Origin of the sequence: Roseateles sp. PN1 (assembly GCF_038419725.1) — a bacterium.
Lineage (GTDB): Bacteria > Pseudomonadota > Gammaproteobacteria > Burkholderiales > Burkholderiaceae_C > Paucibacter_A.
In genome coordinates this window covers 221,098-241,910 of sequence record NZ_JBCARA010000008.1, presented here as the reverse complement: position 1 = coordinate 241,910, position 20,813 = coordinate 221,098, and the positions used below count along the sequence as shown (strand labels likewise).

At 61.9% G+C, this 20,813-nt stretch carries 17 protein-coding genes; 10 read left to right on the top strand and 7 right to left on the bottom strand.

What is annotated here, in order from left to right; genetic code table 11:
* Position 1: 1 nt before the first annotated feature.
* From AABB87_RS14445 to AABB87_RS14430, 4 genes are read right to left on the bottom strand one after another with little or no spacing between them, the layout of a single operon-like run.
* Entirely contained in the window at positions 2-1,837 is a 1,836-nt protein-coding gene (locus AABB87_RS14445) for a methyl-accepting chemotaxis protein (RefSeq protein ID WP_445944871.1), read from the bottom strand.
* A gap of 49 nt (positions 1,838-1,886) precedes the next feature.
* A complete protein-coding gene (locus AABB87_RS14440; RefSeq protein ID WP_341971868.1) occupies positions 1,887-4,019 on the bottom strand; it encodes a chemotaxis protein CheA in 2,133 nt (710 codons plus the stop codon).
* Between the two features lie 39 nt (positions 4,020-4,058).
* A complete protein-coding gene (locus AABB87_RS14435; protein WP_058720415.1) occupies positions 4,059-4,421 on the bottom strand; it encodes a response regulator in 363 nt (120 codons plus the stop codon).
* Between the two features lie 49 nt (positions 4,422-4,470).
* Positions 4,471-4,926 carry a hypothetical protein gene (locus AABB87_RS14430; RefSeq protein ID WP_442952186.1) on the bottom strand — a complete coding sequence of 152 codons (456 nt, stop codon included), beginning with the start codon at positions 4,924-4,926 and terminating at the stop codon, positions 4,471-4,473.
* Positions 4,927-5,215: 289 nt separating this feature from the next.
* Between AABB87_RS14430 and AABB87_RS14425 the strand changes: the two genes are divergently transcribed.
* The 5 genes from AABB87_RS14425 (at position 5,216) to AABB87_RS14405 (ending at position 11,062) form a co-directional block, all read left to right on the top strand.
* Positions 5,216-6,364, top strand: coding sequence for a hybrid sensor histidine kinase/response regulator (locus AABB87_RS14425; protein ID WP_058720413.1), 1,149 nt, complete (start codon positions 5,216-5,218; stop codon positions 6,362-6,364).
* The gene (locus AABB87_RS14420; RefSeq protein ID WP_058720412.1) at positions 6,361-7,008 is read left to right on the top strand and encodes a response regulator; all 648 of its coding nucleotides are present in this window, start codon (positions 6,361-6,363) and stop codon (positions 7,006-7,008) included. The genes AABB87_RS14425 and AABB87_RS14420 overlap by 4 nt, the downstream gene beginning before the upstream one ends.
* 148 nt (positions 7,009-7,156) lie before the next feature.
* Positions 7,157-8,491: a diguanylate cyclase domain-containing protein gene (locus tag AABB87_RS14415; RefSeq protein WP_341971865.1), complete on the top strand. Its 1,335-nt coding sequence runs from the start codon at positions 7,157-7,159 to the stop codon at positions 8,489-8,491.
* A 46-nt stretch (positions 8,492-8,537) separates the two neighbouring features.
* Positions 8,538-10,523 (top strand): TonB-dependent receptor plug domain-containing protein, encoded by a 1,986-nt coding sequence (locus tag AABB87_RS14410; RefSeq protein ID WP_341971864.1) that lies wholly within the window; start codon positions 8,538-8,540, stop codon positions 10,521-10,523.
* Positions 10,520-11,062, top strand: coding sequence for a YfiR family protein (locus AABB87_RS14405; RefSeq protein ID WP_341971863.1), 543 nt, complete (start codon positions 10,520-10,522; stop codon positions 11,060-11,062). Before AABB87_RS14410 ends, AABB87_RS14405 begins: the two co-directional genes overlap by 4 nt.
* 42 nt (positions 11,063-11,104) lie before the next feature.
* Here the strand turns inward: AABB87_RS14405 and murI are convergent, their stop codons facing one another.
* Positions 11,105-11,932 carry a glutamate racemase gene (gene murI, locus AABB87_RS14400; RefSeq protein WP_341971862.1) on the bottom strand — a complete coding sequence of 276 codons (828 nt, stop codon included), beginning with the start codon at positions 11,930-11,932 and terminating at the stop codon, positions 11,105-11,107.
* A 155-nt stretch (positions 11,933-12,087) separates the two neighbouring features.
* Between murI and AABB87_RS14395 the strand changes: the two genes are divergently transcribed.
* From AABB87_RS14395 to AABB87_RS14380, 4 genes are all read left to right on the top strand, one after another.
* The gene (locus AABB87_RS14395; RefSeq protein ID WP_341971861.1) at positions 12,088-12,837 is read left to right on the top strand and encodes an electron transfer flavoprotein subunit beta/FixA family protein; all 750 of its coding nucleotides are present in this window, start codon (positions 12,088-12,090) and stop codon (positions 12,835-12,837) included.
* A gap of 95 nt (positions 12,838-12,932) precedes the next feature.
* Positions 12,933-13,865, top strand: coding sequence for an electron transfer flavoprotein subunit alpha/FixB family protein (locus AABB87_RS14390; RefSeq protein ID WP_341971860.1), 933 nt, complete (start codon positions 12,933-12,935; stop codon positions 13,863-13,865).
* A 93-nt stretch (positions 13,866-13,958) separates the two neighbouring features.
* Positions 13,959-15,749, top strand: a complete 1,791-nt coding sequence (locus AABB87_RS14385) for an acyl-CoA dehydrogenase (protein WP_341971859.1) — start codon at positions 13,959-13,961, stop codon at positions 15,747-15,749.
* Between the two features lie 91 nt (positions 15,750-15,840).
* On the top strand, positions 15,841-16,794 hold the full coding sequence (locus tag AABB87_RS14380; RefSeq protein WP_058722303.1) for an NAD(P)H-dependent flavin oxidoreductase: 954 nt from the start codon (positions 15,841-15,843) through the stop codon (positions 16,792-16,794).
* On the opposite strand, the gene AABB87_RS14375 is transcribed toward AABB87_RS14380, so the two are convergent.
* A complete protein-coding gene (locus AABB87_RS14375; protein WP_341971858.1) occupies positions 16,795-17,961 on the bottom strand; it encodes an alkane 1-monooxygenase in 1,167 nt (388 codons plus the stop codon).
* 103 nt (positions 17,962-18,064) lie between these two features.
* Between AABB87_RS14375 and AABB87_RS14370 the strand changes: the two genes are divergently transcribed.
* Entirely contained in the window at positions 18,065-19,141 is a 1,077-nt protein-coding gene (locus AABB87_RS14370) for an AraC family transcriptional regulator (protein WP_341971857.1), read from the top strand.
* 70 nt (positions 19,142-19,211) lie between these two features.
* Here the strand turns inward: AABB87_RS14370 and AABB87_RS14365 are convergent, their stop codons facing one another.
* Complete coding sequence (locus AABB87_RS14365; RefSeq protein WP_341971856.1) at positions 19,212-20,804, bottom strand: ABC transporter substrate-binding protein; 1,593 nt, start codon at positions 20,802-20,804, stop codon at positions 19,212-19,214.
* Between the last annotated feature and the right edge of the window lie 9 nt (positions 20,805-20,813).

Genomic DNA, 20,813 nt, shown 5'->3' with positions numbered 1-20,813 from the left:
ATCAGAACGATTCCCAGTCGCCCTCGGCCTGCGCGGCCTGCGCCACACGAGGCGCCGGCTCACTGCGTGCCGGGCTGGCCTTGGGCGTGGCGGCCGTGGCCGTTGTACGGGTGTTCGAGGCGGGACTTGGCGCACTCGGCGCAGGGCCTGCTGACTTGATCGGCTTGGCTGTCTGGGCGGTGAGGCGCTGGGCCGATGCCGATTTGGTGCTGATACTGCTCTTGCTGCTCAGGCCGGACGAGCGGGGTGCTTTGGCGGCCTGGGTATGTGCTTGAGTGATCTTGAACTTGTCCACCGCTTCAGCCAGACGCTCAGCCTGATCCTTGAGGCTTTCAGCGGCGGCCGCTGATTCCTCGACCAAGGCCGCGTTTTGTTGCGTCATTTGATCGAGTTGCAGCACCGACTGATTGACTTGGCCGATGCCGTCACTCTGTTCGCTGGCTGCGGCGGAGATCTCGCCGATGATGTCAGACACCCGCTGCACGCTGGTGACGATCTCGGTCATTGACTCACCAGCCTCCTGAACCAGGCGCGTGCCCACTTCCACCCGCTCGACGCTGGCGCCGATCAGGGTTTTGATCTCTTTGGCGGCTTCGGCACTGCGTTGCGCCAGTGAGCGAACCTCGCTGGCCACGACGGCGAAACCACGTCCCTGCTCGCCTGCGCGAGCGGCTTCCACGGCGGCATTCAAAGCCAGGATATTGGTCTGGAATGCGATGCCGTCGATCACGCCGATGATGTCGCTGATCTTTCTGGAGCTGGTGTTGATGTCGTCCATGGTGGCCACGACATGGCCGACGACTTCACCACCTTTGGCAGCAGCATTGGAGGCGGAGCTTGCCAGCTGATTAGCGGTGCGGGCGGAGTCGGCGGTTTGCTTGACCGTGCCTGTCAGCTGGGTCATGGACGACGCGGCTTGCTGCAGGTTCGATGCCGTCTGTTCAGTACGGCCTGACAGGTCCTGGTTGCCGGTGGCAATTTCCACCGAGGCGGTGCGAATGCTGTCGGCCGAGGTGCGCAATTGGCCGACTAGGTTTTGCAGGGCATGCTGCATATTCTGCAGCGAACGCATCAGGTGCGAGGCTTCGTCCTGACCTTCCACCAACGCCGCTTCCTTGGTCAGATCGCCGGCAGCAATGGCCTTGGCCAAGTCTTCCGCATCGGCCAGAGGCTTGCAGATGCTGTGCATGTTCAGCAGCGTCAGCGGCACGACTACAACGGCACTCAAAACGAGGGCGATGATGAAGACGCTCAACACGCGATCTTGCGTGCTACGCGATTGAGCCAAGGAGTCGTCGGCGTTCTTGTTGATCGTGGCCTGCAGTTCTTCCAGCACCTTTTGGGCCTGCCAGATCGCTGTTTTGGCCTCATTCAACTGCGCATCTATGGCCGTAGCGCTTTCTTGCGTGCCGCTTTCCAGTTGGCTGAACACTGGCTTTGACTTGGTGGCGTATATCTCCACCTGTGCCATCAGCTGATCAAGAACCTTGGCGACGCTCTCGGGCGAGACTGCGCTCATTTTCTTGGCCGTGCTGGTGGCTATGAGCAAGGTGGCATCCCAGCGCTGGCGCTCGTCCTTGACGGTCTCAGGCTTCTGGAAACGAATGATCATGTCCTTCTCGGAGCGACGTAGATCTCCCAGTGCACGCGTCAGATCGGTCAGATGCTTGGCATTGGCGATGGAGGTGTCGGTCAGTTGCTGGGTCTGGCTGCGCATGGAACTCATACCAAACAAACCCACCCCACCCACCAACAACAGCAGAGCCAGCACCATGGCGATCGCGCCGATCATGCGGGTGCGGATGCTGAACTGCCGAAGCATCGCGCTCATATTCATCAATTACCTCAGGGCCCTTCAATCAGGGCGTTAAATGGATCGGATGGGCTCAGTGGCGTGAACGGCGAACCAAGCTGCCAACGTCCAAAATCAATGCCACTCGGCCGTCACCCATGATGGTGGCGCCAGAGACGTCAGTGACCTTGCGGTAGTTGGCTTCCAGGTTCTTCACCACGACCTGTTGCTGCCCCAGCAGTTCATCGACCAGCAAGGCGACGCGGCCACCTTCGGCCTCCACGACGACCATGATGGTGGAAACATGCTCGAAGTCGAAGCGCGGTACGTTGAAGATGTCTTCCAGACCGATCACCGGCATGTATTCATCGCGCACCTCGACCACGCGGCCGGAGCCGGCGACGGTCTTGATGGTGGTGGACTGCACCTGGAAGGACTCGACCACCGAAGACAGCGGCAAGATGTAGACCTCTTCGCCAACACCCACGCTCATGCCGTCCATGATGGCCAGCGTCAAGGGCAGGCGCACCGAAACCTTCATGCCGTAGCCTTCGGCCGAGTCAATCTCGACCGTGCCACCCAGCGAGGTGATGTTTCGCTTGACCACGTCCATGCCCACACCGCGGCCGGACACATCAGTCACCACATCCGCAGTGGAGAAGCCCGGCGCGAAGATCAGACCCCAGACCTCGGCATCGGTCATGGAGTCGGGGGCGTCGATGCCTTTCTCGCGCGCCTTTTGAATCAGCTTGTTGCGATTCAAACCTTTACCGTCATCGCGTACTTCAATCACGATGGAGCCACCTTGGTGGGAGGCCACCAGGGTGATGGTGCCGTGCTCCGGCTTGCCCTTGGCAAGGCGCTCGGCGGGCAGTTCAATGCCGTGGTCGCAGCTATTGCGCACAAGGTGGGTCAATGGGTCGGTGATCTTTTCGACCAAGCTCTTGTCCAACTCGGTGGCTTCACCTTGCGTAACCAGCTCGACCTTCTTGCCCAGCTTGGCTGCCAGGTCGCGCAACATGCGCGGGAAGCGGTTGAACACGACCGACATCGGAATCATGCGGATCGACATGACCGACTCTTGCAGGTCGCGAGTGTTGCGTTCCAAATCAGCCAGGCCCGAGGCCAGTTGCTGATAAAGGCCCGGGGCCAGATCGCGGCTGTTTTGCGCCAGCATCGCCTGGGTGATGACCAGCTCGCCGACCAGATTGATCAGCTGATCCACCTTTTCAATCGACACGCGCAGGGTGGATTGATCCATGCCTGCGGCGGCCGGTTTGGCCTCGACCTTGGCGGCGGGCTTGGCGATCGCTGCCACGGGCTTGGCTTCGCTGGCTTGAACCTTTAGGTCACTGCCTGCAGCGGCACTGCCCTCGGGCACGCCGGGGGCGTTGTCGAAGAAGCCGTAGCCGGGGTCAACCGGCGCCGTGGAGACGGCCGGTGCGCCCGGAGCGCCGTCATGGAAGCCAAAACCGGGCCCGAAGGGCAGCAGCTGCACTTGCTCACGAGCGACGTGGAAGGTGAATAGGTCCAGCAAATCGCTGTCGCTGCTGCTCGTCAACACCTTGAAACGGCGCACGCCGTCGGCCGAGATGCCGCCGTCCAGCGGCTCAATGGTGCCCAGATCAGTGATCTCTTTGAACAGGTCGACCAAGTTGTCGGCCAAGCTCATATCGGTCAGGGGGCCGACCTGCAACTCCAGCTCGCGCGCCGCCGGTTTGGCGGCTTTCGCTGGTGCAGCCGGCGCTGGGGCGGGCGCAGGTGCGGCAGCTGCAGTGGGCGCTGGCGCCGGGGCAGGCGCAGATTCGCCTTCCACAAAGCCGCGGATGGCGGTCAAGAGATCGGTCGTGTCAACTGGGTCAGCGCCGGAGCCTTGATGGCGACCGAGCTGCGCGCGCAGCGCGTCGCCGGACTGCAGCAGCACGTCCACCATTTGCGAGTTGGGGGCCAACTCGTGGCGGCGCAGCTTGTCCAGCAGCGTTTCCATCTGATGGGTCAGCTCGGCCACATCGCTAAAGCCAAAGGTCGCAGCGCCCCCCTTGATGGAGTGGGCGCAACGGAAAATGGCGTTGAGTTCTTCGTCGTCGGCGGTATCGACATTCAGGTTCAGCAAGAGCTGTTCCATGTTGTCGAGGTTCTCGCTCGCTTCCTCAAAGAAGACTTGGTAAAACTGGCTCAGGTCGATACCTGCACTCAGGCTGGCGCCTTCGGAAGTCATTTCTCCCATGCCTTACTCCAATTGGGTTGAAAGAAAAGAAGGCAGGCGTCAGCGAATGACTTTGCCAATGACTTCAATCAGTTTTGCCGGGTCAAATGGCTTGACCAACCAGCCGGTAGCCCCGGCCGCGCGGCCGGCCTGCTTCATCTGATCGCTGGACTCGGTGGTCAGGATCAGGATGGGCGTGGTTTTGAACTTGGGGTTGTCGCGCAACTTCTTTGTCAGGCTAATGCCATCCATGCGCGGCATATTTTGGTCGGTCAGCACCAGATCGAAGTCGCGTGAACTCGACTTTTCCAGGGCATCTTGCCCATCCACCGCTTCAACGACGTTGAACCCAGCGTTTTTGAGCGTGAAAGAGACCATTTGGCGCATGGAGGCCGAATCGTCCACAGCAAGAATTGAATGCATTGTTGAATCTCCGGGTATCAAGCTGATTTCGGTAAATCTCAGGGGCTCTTTAGAACAATTCGATAGAACCTGCGTCCATCTCGTCTTGGGTGACGGGATTGGGCCGCAATGGCGCGACTTCAACGACTGCAGCGCCGTCTTCGTCATCGCCAAAAGTTTCCATAGCGAGTTGATCGGCACAGTTGCGCAAGCGCTGGCTGGTATGTGCAATCAACTGGGTCGCCATATCCTGGAATTGCAGCGCCGTAATGGCGCTGGCGATATGGGTCATGATTTTGTCGAGCGTTTCGACTTCAGGGCCAGCAACGTCTTGCGCTTGGCGTCTCAAATTAGAGGCCAAGCCGGATGCGCTGTAGAAATGCTCGGACAAAGCCTCGCCAGCATCATCCAGCAAGCGTTGCAAACGCTCCAGATCGTTGGTGACCGTCATCAAATGGTCTTGGATCTCGGCCGCAGCCAGCAGCGGCAACATTCCAGGACCGGAGGTTTCCGGCGTTTCATTCATCAGCATCTTTGCTCCACGCTCCAAGGCCTGTGATGGCTGCGATTTGCCCCGCGGGCAGGGTTCGACAAGACCATTTGGCGACTGCTTCTTGTTTGCCATCATCGGCAGTTCTTGCTCCCGTGTCGACAGGACAAGGCGTGCAGAATCGGCCTAATTGTTGGAATCGGCGCGGCTAAATCATCCGGTATTAGGGTATACCCTTGACTTTGGCGATTACTGCTCAAATAAGAGCGCAAGTGGCCGAGCCCCGGTCACGGAGCGTGCATGCAATGCCGGCATACTTCCGCCCATGTCGAGCCCAACCGCTGAGCGCCATTTGCGCATCCTTCATATTGAAGACTCCGAACTGGACCATCAACTGATCATGGCGCAGCTGCGCCGTGCCGGTTTGGATCTTGAACTCGTGCGCATGGACAGTTTGGCGGAAGTGGGCGCGGCTTTAAGCCTCGACTGGGATGCCATCATTTCCGATTACAACCTGCCGGGGTTTTCTGGCTTGGTGGTGTTGGACATGCTCAAGGAAAGCCGCCGCCTGCTTCCTTTTATTCTGGTGTCCGGGGAAATTGGCGAAGACACCGCCGTGGCGGCAATGCGCACCGGCGCGTCGGACTACCTGCTTAAAAAGGACTTGGCGCGCCTGGCGCCGGCCCTGCTGCATGCGATTGAGGCCAGCGAGTCACAGCGCGCCCGCATCGAGGCGGATCGCGAATTGCTCAAGTCCAAGCAGCGCTTGCATGAACTGGCTGGCCATTTGCAAACCAGTATCGAGATGGAGCGGGCGGCGATTGCCCGGGAGATTCATGACGATGTGGGTGGCTCTTTGACGGCGCTGAAGTTTGACCTGGCGTGGATCAACCGCCATTCCAAGGATGCTGCGGTCTTGGGCCGGGTGCAGTCGGCCCTGGAAACGGTCACCTCGGCGATTGAGGCTAGCCAGCGCATCATGCACAACTTGCGGCCCGCCATTCTTGAGCAGGGTTTGGTGGCTGCGGTGCAGTGGATGGCGGCTCGTTTTGAGCGTCGCACCGGCATCGTCACCACGGTGCGCACCAGTCATGAGCAGATGCAACTGCCACCCGGCGTGCCTTTGGTGGCCTATCGCACGGCGCAGGAGGCTTTGACCAATGTGTCTAAACATGCCAACGCCACTCGGGTGGATATCGAATTGAGTGTGGACTCCGGCGTATTGACCCTGGAGCTCAGTGACAATGGGCGAGGAATTGCGCCCGGTGCTTTGGCAAAGGCGCGCAGCTTTGGCATTCGCGGTCTGCATGAGCGCGCGGCAACGGTAGGAGGGTGGGTGGACTTGAGCACAAGCAAAAAAGGCGTCAGCCTGATTCTTTCGGTTCCGCTACAAAACCAGGACCTGGAAACTGTCGGCATGGACGACGGTGAGGAAGCTGCCCATGATCCTTCATCCTGGGGGCTGAAAAAATGATCAAGGTCATTCTGTGTGACGACCATGCGCTGATCCGGCGCGGCATCCGCGACACCTTGTCCGATGTGGCCGATATCGAGGTCATTGGCGAAGCCGGTGACTACGGTGAGTTGCGCAGCCTGCTGCGCGATTTGGGGCCCAACAACGGCTGCGACGTTTTGGTGCTGGACATCAATATGCCTGGCCGCAGCGGCCTGGATGTCTTGCATGTGCTCAAGGATGAAGGTACGAGCATCCGCACCTTGATTGTGTCCATGTACCCGGAAGACCAGTACGCCATCCGCGCCCTGCGCGCCGGGGCTTATGGCTATGTCAACAAGGGCGGCGACCCGCAGGTGCTGGTGCAGGCGGTGCGCACGGTGGCGCAAGGCCGCAAATACGTGACGCCCGAGATTGCGCAGATGTTGGTGGAAAGCCTGACCGCGCCGGTCAATGAGCAGGCGCATCAAAAGCTGTCGGATCGCGAGTTGCAAACGCTGGTGATGATTGCGTCTGGCAAGCGGTTGTCCGACATTGCCGAGGAGTTGATGCTCAGCCCCAAGACGGTCAGCGTCTACCGCGCCCGGGTGCTGGAGAAATTGGCCCTGGCCAATAACTCGGAGCTGACGGTTTACGCCATCCGCAATGGCCTAGTCGCGAGCTGACTGGCCCTGAATAGGGCCGCGCCGGGCCTGTAATTCATCCGCCGGCCAGCGGCCGGGCATGATAGAAATAGCGGTATGCAGCCCTCAAGGGGAGGGTTGCTCGGGCTTTTGGGCGCGAGCTCCATCCGCTGTGACTCAAGAACAGGCCTTGAAACCCGATCGCACCGGCTTGCTTGTCGCTGAAGGCCAGATGATCGCTGGCACGCCAGAGGCTGACTCGCTGGTCTTGCGTCTGACGCGCTTGAACCTGCAGGTCTTGAGCATCACCATGCTGCTGACCTTTGCCTTGATCGCCGGTGCTTCATTGCTGGCTGCCCGAGAATTGCAGGCGCAAGCCGCCGAGCGCAGTGCCCAGTTGCTGGCCAATAGCTTGGCGCCCATGCTGGTTTTTGAAGACCAGATGGCCGCCGCCGCCGAGTTGCAGGCTTTTTCCAAACGCAGCGAATGGCGCATGGCTCAAGTGGCCACGGTAGGCCGCGAGGTCTTCGCCCAATGGCCCGCAGATTCTGACAAGTCGCCACCAGCAATTCAGGCCCAGCCACCATCATTAGCTCAGGCGGGCGTGGCCCGCCAGATGCATCTGGAGTTTGTGGATGTCTGGGTCGCCATCAAACTCAAGGGCGAATTGATTGGCTGGCTCCATTTGCAAGAGGGGCTGGAGCAAGTGCAGCTGGCCGTCATGCGCATGGCTGGGCTGGGGGCGGTGCTGATTGGCCTGGCGATCTTCATTGCCGCATGGCTCTTGCGATGGGTGCAGAGCAAAGCGCTGGCGCCCATCGTCGAGCTGTCGGATTTGGCCGAGCGGGTGTCGATTAGCCAAGACTACAGCCAGCGCGCCAAAGTGCATCGCTTCGATGAAGTGGGGCGCTTGAGTGAGCGCTTCAATCAGATGCTCAAGCGGGTGGAGATCGGCCAGGCGGAGCTGAATCAACAGCTGCGCCAAGAGCAAAAAGTGGGTCAGGAGTTCGAGCAACTGGCCCACCGGGACAGCCTGACCCAGCTGCCGAATCGCTTGTACTTCCAGTCGGCCTTGCAGCGCCATGTGGCCACCAGCTGTCAGGAGGTCTTGTTGATGGCGCTGATGTTCATCGACCTGGATAACTTCAAAACCGTCAACGACAAACATGGGCATGATGCCGGCGACGAAGTGCTGCGCGAAGTCGCGGCCCGTATGAGTAAGGTCTTGCGCACTGGCGATGTCCTGTGCCGCTTGGGGGGTGATGAATTTGCCTTGATTCTGCCCAGCCTGCCGGACGAAGCCGCCGCCGAGCAACTGGCCTTGCGCCTGATTGCCGCGATTCGCGAGCCCATGATCATTGATGGGCACTTGATGCCCATCGGCGCCACGGTGGGGCTGGCTTTTTGTCCGGTCGATGAAGTCGATGCGCCCAATTTGTTGAGCGCGGCGGACGTGGCCATGTACGCGGCAAAACGCGCGGGCAAGAACACCTATCGCAGGGCTTCTCATGCGTCGCGTCAGTAGTGTGCTTCCTAGCAGCTGCGCCCTTCGTAGCGGTTTGCGGCACTTAGTGCTTGCGCTGTTCTGGGCCTGGGCATCCAGTGCTCAGGTCCAGTCCCAGGAGCGTGCCGGCTCCGCCAAGCCGCTTGACGCCGACCCGGGCCTGGAAGAGCTGCTGCGGCAGCCGCTCAAGCAGGTGCCGCGTGACGTCGAAGTCAGCACCGCAGCGCGCTTCACGCAAAGCGCCGCACAAGCACCGACCACGACCTATGTGGTCACGGGGGGTGATATCGCGCGCTTTGGCTATCGCAATATGTCCGACATCTTGCGTGCCATGCCGGGCCTGTACGTCACCAAGGACAACGGCTTCAGCTATGTGGGCGCGCGCGGCTTGGGGCGGCCGGGCGATCTGAATACGCGCTTGTTGTTCCTGATTGACGGCATGCGCATCAATGAAAACGTCTACGACGCCGCGCTCATCAGCGACGAGTTTTTTGTCGATGCTGATTTGATTGAGCGGGTGGAGTTTGCACCCGGCCCCGGCTCGGCCCTGTATGGCAACAACGCCTTCTTGGGCGTGATCAACGTCATCACCAAACGGTCCGACAAAATGGCGGGTGTGGAGACTCGCGCGAGCATTGATTCGCTTGGCGTGCAGCATCTGCGCGCGAGTTGGGGGCATCGCTCAGAGGCCGGCTGGGAAGGCTGGCTGGCGCTGAGCGGCACCAAGCAGGATCGGCGGCCCTATCCCTTCGAAGCGCTTGAGACGCCCGACCCCTTGGAAGGCGAGTTGCGTGATCACCTCTGGAATCGGGCCAAACGGCTGCTAGTGAGTTTCAATGCCGGCGGCTGGGCCATGCGAGGCGGCGCGACAAGCTTGACCCAGGGCGTGCCTGTTCAGGTATCCGTGCAGAACCCCGACTTGCTTGATCAGGGCTATCTGCTCAGTGACAACAACTTTGTCTCCCTCAGCCATGAGCGCAGCCTGAGCCTGGACTGGGATCTGTTTGCCAGCGTTTCGCTCAAGAACAGCAAGTATCAAGAGCGCTACCCCTTGATATTCCCGCAGACGCAGCAACGGGCTTACTTCGGAACGACGGCGCGTGGTCGCTGGTCCAACTGGGATCTGCGCCTCAGTACGCGGCGCTGGGCTGATCACACAGTGATGGCTGGCTTGGAGTTGCAAGACGATGCCTTGATGCGCATCTCACAGGGCCTAGAGGGTGATCCGCCCTTTCAAGAGTTCTATGGCATCAACCGGCGCGTCGGGGTGTTCATCCAGGATGAGTGGCAGCTGAGCGCCTCGCAGCGCTTGATCTTGGGCTTGCGGCGTGACACCTCGCATGTGGCTGAGCCCAAGCTCAATCCCAGGCTGGCCTGGGTCTGGAATGGCGTGCCGGATGCCACCTTGCGTCTGATGTACGGCGGCGCCTTCAGGGCCGCGAATCTGAACGAGTTCTCCTTGAATAGTGCATTGGGCGTGTCTACGCCGGTACCCGAGCAGATCAAGACCTACGAGGCCTCCTGGGAGCAGGCGCTGACGCCGCAGCTGCAGTACCGCGCTGCGCTTTACGCCTCGCGCTTGTCGAACCTGATGGAGCTCAATCAGGTGGACTTGCCTGTGTACGAGAACCGCGGTCGGCTGCGCAATATCGGTAGCGAGTTGGATCTGGAGCGGCGCTGGGATCAAGGGGCCAGTTTGCGGCTTGGCCTGTCTTTGCAGCGCACACGGGACCAGGACGGCGCGGGCTTGAGCAATTCGCCCAGCGCCTTGTTCAAGCTGTTCTACAGCCAGCCTTTGGCGGGCGACGCGCTGCAACTGTCTTGGCAGGCCTATGCCATGAGTCGCCGCAGCACTGCCTTCCAGGAGCTGCCGGGCTATTTGCTGAACAACCTCAATCTGCTGTGGCGGCCGCGCCTGGATGTGGACGTCAGCCTGGGCGTCTACAACTTGGGCGCCACACGCTATCTGGATCGCCCCGCATCGGCTGCCCCGGCAATTAAGCAAGAAGGGCGTACCGTTCAACTCAGTGTGAGTTGGAGGCTAGGTTCATGAGGGCGGCCTTGATGTGCTTGCTGTCGCTGGCCGCTTTGGCAGGCTTGGCCATGCCGAGCGATGTTGCCGCTGCGAACCCCGCATCCGGCCCTGCGCAAGAAGACGCGCAGTTGCGGGCCGCGTTTGTCTATCGCTTTGCCCAGTTCACCCAATGGCCGCCACCGCCGGTGAGTGAGTTCACTTACTGCGTGGCCGGCAATTTGGCCATGCAAGAGGCCATGCAAGCTCTCACCCTGAAAGCGCATGGCGTGGCCAGTGTGCGCATGCGCTATTTGAGCGATCCGCAGCAACTGGGCGGCTGCCAGCTCTTGCTCTTGGGTTTCAGTGGGCGGGCCGACTTGCTGCGCTGGCAGACGGCCTTGGCCAATGAGCCGGTTTTGGTGGTGGGGGAGAGTGCCGAGGCCTTTCGCAATGGCGCGGTGATAGCTTTGGTGGCCGAGCCCAATGGCCTGGCTTTTCGCATCAACCACACCGAGGCCAAGCGGCGCGGCTTGGTGTTGAGCTCACAGATGCTCAAGCTGGCGCGCGAGGTGAAGTAGCTTTGCGTCAGCAATGGCGGCGCTGCCAAATGGCGTGCCGACTCAGATTGACAGTGACCTGGCTTGGAGTTGCCAGCCCAAGGCGCGCTGCACAAAGCTGCTCAGCGCGGCGGCGTCGCCGGTGGTTTCCAGCACCATCTCGGCCGCTGTCGCGGGCAGCTTCAACTCGCCCCACAGGCGTGCGGCCTGCTGGGCCACGGCGGTCTCGATATTGAGCAATTGCACCTGGGGGCCGAGCACGGCCTGAATTTGCGCTTGGATCAGCGGGTAATGGGTGCAGCCCATCAACACGGTGTCCACACCGGCTTGCTGCAGTGGCAAGCACAACTCGCGCAGCAGGCGGCTCAGTGCGGGCGAGTCCAACTCGCCCGTTTCAATCAAATCGACCAGGCCCGGGCAGGCTTGGCTGTGCACCTGTGCCGTGCCGGCATGGCGCTCGATCAAGCCGCGATAGCGTGCGCTGCTGATGGTGCTGGTGGTGGCCATCACGCCGATGCGGCCGTTTCGGCTGGCGGCCACGGCCGGTTTGATGCCGGGTTCGGTGCCCACGATGGGCAAATCAGGCCAGCGCTGGCGCAGTGCGCTGATCGCGTGTGCGGTTGCCGTATTGCAGGCCAGCACCAGCACTTGGGCGCCGGCCTGGTGCAAATGCTCGGTCAGCACCAAGCAGCGCTGGATGATGAATTCGGGCGTGCGCTGGCCGTAGGGCGCGTTGGCGCTGTCCGCCACATAGTGCAGGGGCACGCCCGGCAGCACGCGGTGCAACTCGCGCAAGACGGTCAGGCCGCCCACGCCGGAGTCGAACACGCCGATGCAGGGGCTGGCAGAAGCGCTGCCAGAAGGGGTGGGCAGGGGGGCGAGTGAATTCATTGAGCGCCGCAGTCTAACTTTCTCGCCCGGTCTGGCTGGAAATCATGTCTAAAATAGAACGATCGTGCTTTTTCTTTTTGGCCGCGCCGCTGATTTGGCCGCGCCGCCCGTAGAATCTGGTTAACGTTAACGTCAATTAGCCTTGGAGTACTTCGATGAAGGTTCTGGTTCCTGTCAAACGAGTGGTCGATTACAACGTCAAGGTGCGCGTCAAGAGCGACGGCACAGGCGTTGACATCGCCAATGTCAAGATGTCGATGAACCCCTTTGATGAAATCGCCATCGAAGAAGCCGTGCGCCTGAAGGAAAAGGGCGTGGTCACCGAGGTGATCGCGGTGTCTTGCGGTGTCGCGCAGTGCCAGGAAACTCTGCGCACCGCCATGGCCATCGGCGCTGACCGTGCCATCCTGGTCGAAACCGATGCCGAACTGCAGCCCCTGGCCGTGGCCAAGCTGCTCAAGGCCCTGGTGGACAAAGAGCAACCCGGCCTGGTGATCCTGGGCAAGCAAGCGATCGACGACGATTGCAACCAGACCGGCCAGATGCTGGCTGCGCTGACCGGCATGCCCCAAGGTACTTTCGCCAGCAAGGTGGAAGTGGCCGATGGCGTGGCAGCCGTGACCCGCGAAGTGGACGGTGGCCTGGAAGTCGTCAAGCTGACTCTGCCCGCTGTGGTCACCACCGACCTGCGCCTCAACGAGCCGCGCTACGTCACACTGCCCAACATCATGAAGGCCAAGAAGAAGCAGCTGGACATCGTCAAGCCCGCCGATCTGGGTGTGGACGTTACCCCGCGCATCAAGACCCTCAAGGTCGAAGAGCCGCCCAAGCGCAGCGCCGGCATCAAGGTGGCCGATGTGGCCACGCTGGTGGACAAGCTGAAGAACGAGGCCAAGGTCATTTAATGGCCTTGCGGGACAGATCGCCCGAGCGTACCCGCGAGTAGCTCTGTCCCCAACTGACTAGGTGCTACGCACGCACAAGATTTGGAGATTTCTGAATGACCGCTCTCGTTATTGCCGAACACGACAACGCCTCCATCAAGGGCGCAACCCTCAACACCGTCACGGCCGCCCTGGCTTGCGGCGCTGATGTGCATGTGCTGGTCGCCGGCCACAATGCCGCTGCTGCCGCTGCTGCTGCCGCGCAAATCGCAGGTGTGAGCAAGGTCTTGCACGCCGATGCCGCCCAGCTGGCCGATGGCCTGGCTGAAAACCTCGCCGCCCAGGTGCTGGCCGTGGCCGGTGGCTACAGCCACATCCTGTTCCCTTCCACAGCCTCGGGCAAGAATGTGGCGCCGCGCGTCGCTGCCTTGTTGGACGTGGCTCAGCTCAGCGACGTGACCAAGGTCATCAGCGCTGACACCTTTGAGCGCCCGATCTACGCCGGCAACGCCATCGCCACCGTGCAAAGCGCCGACGCCACCAAGGTGCTGACCGTGCGCACCACCGGCTTTGATGCCGCAGCCGCTAGCGGCGGCAGCGCCGCCGTGGAAACGCTGGCGGCTGCGGCCGACAGTGGCCGTTCCGTCTTCGGCAGCCGCGAGATTGCCAAGAACGACCGCCCCGAGCTGACCGCCGCCAAGATCATCGTCTCCGGTGGCCGCGCCATGGGCTCGAACGAGAAGTTCATGGAAGTGCTCACGCCGCTGGCTGACAAGCTGGGTGCCGCACTGGGTGCCTCGCGCGCCGCTGTCGATGCGGGTTATGCCCCCAACGACTGGCAAGTCGGCCAGACCGGCAAGATCGTCGCCCCGCAGCTCTACATCGCTTGCGGCATCAGCGGCGCGATCCAGCACTTGGCCGGCATGAAGGACTCCAAGGTCATCGTCGCCATCAACAAGGACGCCGAAGCGCCGATCTTCAGCGTGGCCGACTACAGCTTGGAAGCCGACCTGTTCGCAGCCGTGCCCGAGCTGGTGAACAGCCTCTGAGCACTGCGCTCGCCTAACGCTTGATTTCAACAGGCGCCCGACTTCACGGTCGCGGCGCCTTTGTTTTGCCCTCACTTCGCTCTGGAGCAATTTATGCCTTACCGCGCCCCCGTCAAAGACATGCTCTTCAATATGCAGGAGCTCGCCGGCCTGCAAGCCCTCAACAAGATCCCTGAGTTTGCCGACTTCGACATCGACACCGCCCAAGCCGTGTTGGAAGAGTGCGCCAAGATCAATGAAGACATCATCGCCCCGCTGAACTTCGAGAGCGATAAGAACCCCTCCTACCTGAAGGATGGCCAGGTGTACACCACGCCCGGCTTCAAGGAAGCCTTCCGCCAGTTCGCCGAAGGCGGTTGGCAAGGCCTGCAGCACCCCACGGCCTTTGGCGGCCAGGGCATGCCCAAGACCATTGGCGCCGCCTGCGGCGAGATGATGAACAGTGCCAGCATCAGCTTCGCCCTGTGCCCTTTGCTGACCGACGGCGCCATCGAGGCCTTGCTGACGGCCGGCAGCGATGAGCAGCGCAACACCTTCATCCCCAAGCTGATCGACGGCAGCTGGACCGGCACCATGAATCTGACCGAGCCCCAGGCCGGCTCCGATCTGGCCCTGGTGCGCACCCGCGCCGAGCCTCAGCCCGACGGCACCTACAAGATTTTCGGCACCAAGATCTTCATCACCTACGGTGATCACGATATGGCCGAGAACATCATCCATCTGGTGCTGGCCCGTGTGGCCGGTGCGCCGGAAGGCGTGAAGGGCATCAGCCTCTTCATCGTGCCCAAGTTCCTGGTCAATGCCGATGGCTCGCTGGGCGCGCGCAATGATGCGCATTGCGTGTCGATCGAGCACAAGATGGGCATCAAGGCCAGCCCTACGGCTGTGCTGCAGTTCGGCGACCACGGTGGCGCCATCGGTACGCTGATCGGCCAAGAAAACCGTGGCCTGGAGTACATGTTCATCATGATGAACGCGGCCCGCTTTGGCGTGGGCGTGCAAGGCATCGCGATCGCCGAGCGCGCCTATCAAAAAGCCGTGTCTTATGCCCGCGACCGCGTGCAAAGCCGCCCGGTCGATGGCTCGGTGGCCGGCAGCGCCGCCATCATTCATCACCCCGATGTGCGCCGCATGCTGATGACCATGCGCTCGCTGACCGAAGGCTGCCGCGCCATGGCCAGCGTGGCCGCATCGGCCTATGACGCCGCTCACCATCATCCGGACGCTGAGACGCGCAAGCAGAATCAGGCCTTCTACGAATTCATGGTCCCGCTGGTCAAGGGCTATAGCACCGAGATGAGCTTGGAGGTCACCGACCTGGGCGTGCAAATTCATGGCGGCATGGGCTTCATCGAGGAAACGGGTGCTGCCCAGCATTACCGCGATGCCAAGATCCTGACCATTTACGAAGGCACCACTGCCATTCAGGCCAATGACCTGGTGGGTCGCAAGACCAGCCGTGATGGCGGCCAGATGGCTCGCGCCTTCGCCGCCAATATCGAGGCGACTGAAAGCCTGCTAGCCAAGCGCGACAGTGCGGCCGCCAAGGCCATGCTCAAGCGCCTGAGCGCCGCGCGCCAGGCCTATCTGGACTCGGTGGACTTCATCGCCGCTCAAGGCAAGGGCAATCCGAATGCGGCCTATGCCGGCTCGGTGCCTTATCTGATGCTGGCCGGCAATCTGGTCGCCGGCTGGCAGCTGGCCCGCGCCTTGATGGTGGCTGAGGACAAGCTGGCCGCCGGTGAAGACGCGGCCTTCATGAGCGCCAAGGTTGCTACCGCGCGCTTCTACGCCGAGCACATTCTGACCCGTGCCGGTGGCCTGCGTGACGCCATCGTGGAAGGCGCCGACAGCGTCACCGCCCTGGCTCTGGACGCGTTCTGATTCGGCGGGTGGTGGGGCCGCTGATTCAGTTCAGTGGCCTCGCCACCGCCTTCGTTCCATCCCGCACAACAAAAGACATTTGGAGACTTTCGTGGCCCTGCCTCCCATTCTGCAAAACGCTCCCCTGCCCATCATCGGCTCGCCCCTGTTCATCATCAGCAACCCCAAGCTGGTAATCGCGCAGTGCAAGGCCGGTGTGATCGGCTCTATGCCTTCGCTCAATGCCCGCCCGGCTGAACTGCTGGACGAATGGCTCAATGAAATCACCACCGAGCTGGCCGCTTACAACAAGGCCAACCCGGACAAGCCGGCGGCGCCTTTCGCGATCAACCAGATCGTGCATAAGAGCAATGACCGCCTGGAGCATGACCTGGCCGTTTGCGCCAAGTACAAGGTGCCCATCATCATCACTTCGCTGGGCGCGCGTGAGGATGTCAACCAGGCCGTGCACGCCTGGGGCGGCATCGTGCTGCACGACATCATCAACAACAAGTTCGCCAAGAAGGCGATTGAGAAGGGCGCCGATGGCCTGATCGCCGTCGCCGCCGGTGCAGGCGGCCATGCTGGTGTGAAGAGCCCCTTCGCCCTGATCCAGGAAATCCGTCAATGGTTTGACGGCCCGCTGGCGCTGTCGGGCTCGATCGCTTCGGGCGACGCGGTGCTGGCGGCTCAGGCCATGGGGGCTGACTTCGCTTACATCGGCTCGGCCTTCATTGCCACCGATGAAGCGCGCGCGGCCGAGGGCTATAAGCAGATGATTGTTGAGAGCAATAGCGACGACATTGTCTATAGCAACCTCTTCACCGGCGTGCACGGCAACTATCTGCGCGGCTCCATCGTCAATGCCGGCATGGACCCCGACAACTTGCCCGAGAGCGACCCGAGCAAGATGAACTTCGGCGGCGACTCCAAAAAAGCATGGAAGGACATCTGGGGTTGCGGCCAAGGCATTGGCGCCATCGACAAGGTGCAACCCGCTGCCGAGCTGGTGGCTCGTTTGGTGAGCGAGTACCAGGCGGCGCGGCGCCGCCTCAGCCTGGGCTGATCAAGCCCCTCCAACCAGCCCGTGCTTGCGCATCAAGCGCTCGCGCTGGCTGGGCTCAAAGTTGATGCGTTGCGGGTCGCGGCCCACACTGTCCAGCAAACGCTGGTCCATCACTTTGAACCACAGAGGCGGTAGGTAGGCCACGCTGAACATGCCGAAGTAGCCATTGGGCAGTTGCGGCAGATTGTCGAAATGCCGCAGGGCCTGATAGCGCCGCAAAGGGTGGGCGTGGTGGTCCGAGTGCCGCTGCAGATGGAAGGTGGCCCAGTTGGACAGCAAGTGATTGCTGTTCCAGGAGTGATGGGGCTGGGTGGGCTCGTAGCGGCCGTCGGGTCGTTGCGCGCGCAGCAGGCCGTAGTGCTCGATGTAGTTGGCCGAGGTCAGCTGAAAGTTCGCCCAGAAGGCCGTGGCCAAAATGAAGGGCAAGACTTGCGGGCCCAGCCACAAGACCAGGGCGGTCCACAGGGCCACAGTGATCAGGGCGGGCTGCAAGATTTCGTTTTGCAAGGACCACACCGGCAACCCAGCCTTGCGCAGGCGGGTGGATTCCAGCACCCAGGCGCGGCGTGCGGCCCCCGGCATCTCGCGCAGCACAAAGCGGTAAATGCTTTCCCCCATGCGGGAAGAGGCGGGGTCCAGCGGCGTGGCTACGTCGCGGTGGTGGCCGCGGTTGTGCTCGATGAAGAAGTGGCCGTAGCCCGAGGGCGCCAGCACGATCTTGGCCAGCCAGCGCTCCAGCGCGGTCGGCTTGTGGCCCAGCTCATGGCCCAGATTGATGCAAAAGCCGCCCACCGAGCCAGCGATGATGACCATGGCCAGCAGGCCATACCAGGGCAGCGGATGCGTGGCCACAAACCAGACGCAGAACACAAACGAGGCCCACAGAATCGGCGCCAAGGCATAGGTGACGCGGCGATAGAAGGGGTCGGCCTGCAGGGCCGGCACCGCGTCTTCGGGGGGATTGCTGGTGTCCAGGCCCAGCGCCAAATCGAGCAGAGGCATCAGCCCGTAAAGCATCAACACCGGCAACCACAAGGTCCAGACCTGACCGGTCAGCAGCAGCAGGCCTGGCCCCAGCAGCACTGAGCTGGGCACCGCCAGGCTGAGCAGCCAGGCATAGCGTTTGGGGTCGCGGTAGGGCGGGCTGACCGCAATCGTTGTTGGCATGGCTGTCTCCTGGATTTGTGCTTGTTGGGAGGCGCCAGTGTGGCGCGGGGCAGCCGGGGCAAACACCGTAGCAAGTGGCAGGGTCTCGTCATAAAGTGCCAAGATGCATGTGTCGCCAGCCCCATCAGACGCCCTGGTTCACCCCACTTATGCCCGCTTGCTTTGCGTGCTGGTGCGTAGCCTGGGCGGCGATCTGGATGCGGTGCTGGATCAAGCGGGCCTGAGCTGGGAGCAGTTATCCACCCGCGAGCAGATGCTGGACTACCGCGTCGTCCAGGCCTTGGTGAGAACCGCTTTGCAGGTCAGCCAGCAGCCCAATCTCGGCTTGGCGCTGGGGCAGATGGCCCAGCTTTCCGCCCATGGCGCGATGGGTTATGCCGTAGTGGCCAGCCGCGATCTAGCGCAGGCGCTGGCCACGGCCTGCCGCTACGCCAGCTTGCGCAATAGCTTGCTGCGCTTTGATTTCGAGCTGCATGAGCCGCCGGAGGGATCGGGCGGCAACTGTGATGTGGGCGCCACCCTTCGCGTTCACGAAAGACTCGATCTTGGCGCGGCGCGCGGCTTTGTGCTGGACATGGCCTTGGGCACCGCGCTGCGCTTGATTGACTCGGTGGTGGGTCTGCGGCCCAGCGGCCTGCGAGTGGATGTTCCGCTGCCGGCGCCGGCCCAGCTCGCCCCGTATCTGCAGGTTTGCGGCGATGCGCAGCTGCAGTTCTCGGCCAGTCATCTGGCCCTGCATTTCAGCCCGGCCCAGCTGCGCTTGCCTTGCCTGACGGCCGATGCCAAGGTCTTCGAGCAAGCCAGTCAGGACTGCGAACAAGCCCTGCGCTTGGCGGGGCAGCATCTGGGCCATTGGTCGCAGAGAGTGCAAGCGCAGATGCGTTTGCGGCGGGAGGGCGAGCACTTTCAGGCCCTGGATGAGGTGGCCAAGGCCTGCCACGTCTCGGCGCGCACCCTGATCCGCCGCCTGCGCAGCGAGGGCCAGAGTTTTCAAGCCCTGCTGGACGCCGTGCGCCAGGAGCAGGCGCTGTGGCAGCTGCGCAATACCGCGCATCCCATCGAGGCCATCGCCGCCCAGCTGGGTTTTGAAGATGCCTCTAACTTCGCGCGCACGGTGCGCCGCTGGTATGGGCTCACGCCCTCGGCCCTGCGGGCCCAGTTGCAGGGTGAGCGGGCCTGAAATCAGGCCCGTGGGATTCGCTCAGGACCGGCGCTGCCGCCGAGCCCCGCGTGCCGCTTGAATGACCGACTCAGCGAATCGTGGTCCAGCGCGGCTCAGGCCTGTCGTCGGCGCGATGCGGTGTGTCCACATTGCTGCGCATGGCCCAAGGGCGCACTTGGTGGTGGATGGGGATGAACAGATATTCGTCCCGCACCCGCAACAAGGCCTCGCGGATCATGGCGTTACGCTTAGTTTGATCGCTTTCCACCTTCATGGCCTGCACCAGGGCGTCGAGCTTGGCATCGCTAACGCGGGCGTAGTTGCCCTTGCCGTCGGCGCCGCTGGTCTTGGTGTGGACGATGTCTTGCAAGGTGTACTGGGCGTCGAAAGTGTTGACGCCCCAGCCGTACAAATACAGCGGTGAATCCATGCGCTGCAGCAGCTGCGAGTGCTGCGACATCGGGCTGGTGCTGAGCTTGGCCTTGATGCCGACCTTGCTCCACATCGCCACCACCGCCTGGCAGATTTCTTCGTCATTGACGTAGCGGTCGTTCGGGCAGTTCAGCGGCACTTCAAAGCCGCTCGGGTAGCCGGCCTCGGCCAGCAGCTTCTTGGCCTTGTCGAGATCAACCTTGAGCGGCTGGTCGATATCGGCCGTGTGGCCATTCACCCCCGGCGCTACCATGATGGCTGCCGGCATGGATAGGCCCCGCATCAGGCTGCGCTTGATGGCTTCGCGGTCGATGGCCAGGTTCAGCGCTTCGCGCACTCGCTTGTCTTTGAAGGGGTTCTTGCCTTTGACATTGCTGCCCTTCAGTTCTTCGCTGCCCTCGTCCATGGCGATGAAGATGGTGCGGTTCTCATTGCCGTCCAGTACCTTGAGCTTGGGGTCGGCCTTGAGCTTGGCCACGTCTTGCGTGGGCAGGTCGGTTAGCAGATCAAGGTCGCCGGAGAGCAAGGCAGCCACTCGGGTGGCGTCGCTCTTGATGGGCAAATAGCTGATCTCGCTGATATTGCCGCTGGGCTTGTCCCACCAGTCTTTGTTGGCGACCAAGCTGATCTTCTGATCGGGCTGCCAGCCGGTGATCTTGTAGGGGCCGGTGCCCATGGCATTGCGGGAGGCGTAGGTGTCTTCCTTGGCCTTGTAGTCCTGGGTGTTGATGGCCTTGTTCTTCTCCGCCCAGCTCTTGCTCATGATGCGGAAGAAGACCAGATTGCGCAGCAGGATGGGGTTAGGCCCGTCCAGCAGCAGGTCGACGGTGTAGTCGTCGATCTTCTTGATCTCCTTGATGCCGCTGACAAAGATCTGCAAATTGGCCTGCGGCTGGCGGATGCGGGAAAAGCTGAACAGCACATCGTCGGCGGTGAAGGGCGTGCCGTCATGGAACTTGACACCGCGGCGCAGCTCGAAGCGCACTTGGGTGGGGCTGACTTGGGTCCACTTGGTGGCCAGGGCCGGTTCGGGTTGGAATTTGTCGCTGTAGCGGGTCAGGCCTTCGTAGGCAAAGCCGGCAATGGTGTTGGTGGTGGCGTGGTTCTGCGCGTGGGGGTCCAAGGTCTGGATATCGTTCTGCGCGGCCCAGCGCAGCGGTGAGGCCTGCACAAGCTGGCTGCTGAACCCGCCGCAGAGTGCGGCCACGCTGAGCAATAAGGCGTGGGCGGTGACTGGTTTGAATTTCAAGACGGGCCT

What these genes read in the sequence shown, in the direction of transcription:
- AABB87_RS14435 (WP_058720415.1), bottom strand. Translation starts at nt 4,421, where the DNA reads ATGCATTCAATTCTTGCTGTGGACGATTCGGCCTCCATGCGCCAAATG.
- AABB87_RS14445 (WP_445944871.1), bottom strand. Translation starts at nt 1,837, where the DNA reads ATGAATATGAGCGCGATGCTTCGGCAGTTCAGCATCCGCACCCGCATG.
- AABB87_RS14425 (WP_058720413.1), top strand. Translation starts at nt 5,216, where the DNA reads ATGTCGAGCCCAACCGCTGAGCGCCATTTGCGCATCCTTCATATTGAA.
- AABB87_RS14370 (WP_341971857.1), top strand. Translation starts at nt 18,065, where the DNA reads ATGCATGTGTCGCCAGCCCCATCAGACGCCCTGGTTCACCCCACTTAT.
- AABB87_RS14440 (WP_341971868.1), bottom strand. Translation starts at nt 4,019, where the DNA reads ATGGGAGAAATGACTTCCGAAGGCGCCAGCCTGAGTGCAGGTATCGAC.
- AABB87_RS14390 (WP_341971860.1), top strand. Translation starts at nt 12,933, where the DNA reads ATGACCGCTCTCGTTATTGCCGAACACGACAACGCCTCCATCAAGGGC.
- AABB87_RS14430 (WP_442952186.1), bottom strand. Translation starts at nt 4,926, where the DNA reads ATGAATGAAACGCCGGAAACCTCCGGTCCTGGAATGTTGCCGCTGCTG.
- AABB87_RS14405 (WP_341971863.1), top strand. Translation starts at nt 10,520, where the DNA reads ATGAGGGCGGCCTTGATGTGCTTGCTGTCGCTGGCCGCTTTGGCAGGC.
- AABB87_RS14395 (WP_341971861.1), top strand. Translation starts at nt 12,088, where the DNA reads ATGAAGGTTCTGGTTCCTGTCAAACGAGTGGTCGATTACAACGTCAAG.
- murI (WP_341971862.1), bottom strand. Translation starts at nt 11,932, where the DNA reads ATGAATTCACTCGCCCCCCTGCCCACCCCTTCTGGCAGCGCTTCTGCC.
- AABB87_RS14385 (WP_341971859.1), top strand. Translation starts at nt 13,959, where the DNA reads ATGCCTTACCGCGCCCCCGTCAAAGACATGCTCTTCAATATGCAGGAG.
- AABB87_RS14375 (WP_341971858.1), bottom strand. Translation starts at nt 17,961, where the DNA reads ATGCCAACAACGATTGCGGTCAGCCCGCCCTACCGCGACCCCAAACGC.
- AABB87_RS14420 (WP_058720412.1), top strand. Translation starts at nt 6,361, where the DNA reads ATGATCAAGGTCATTCTGTGTGACGACCATGCGCTGATCCGGCGCGGC.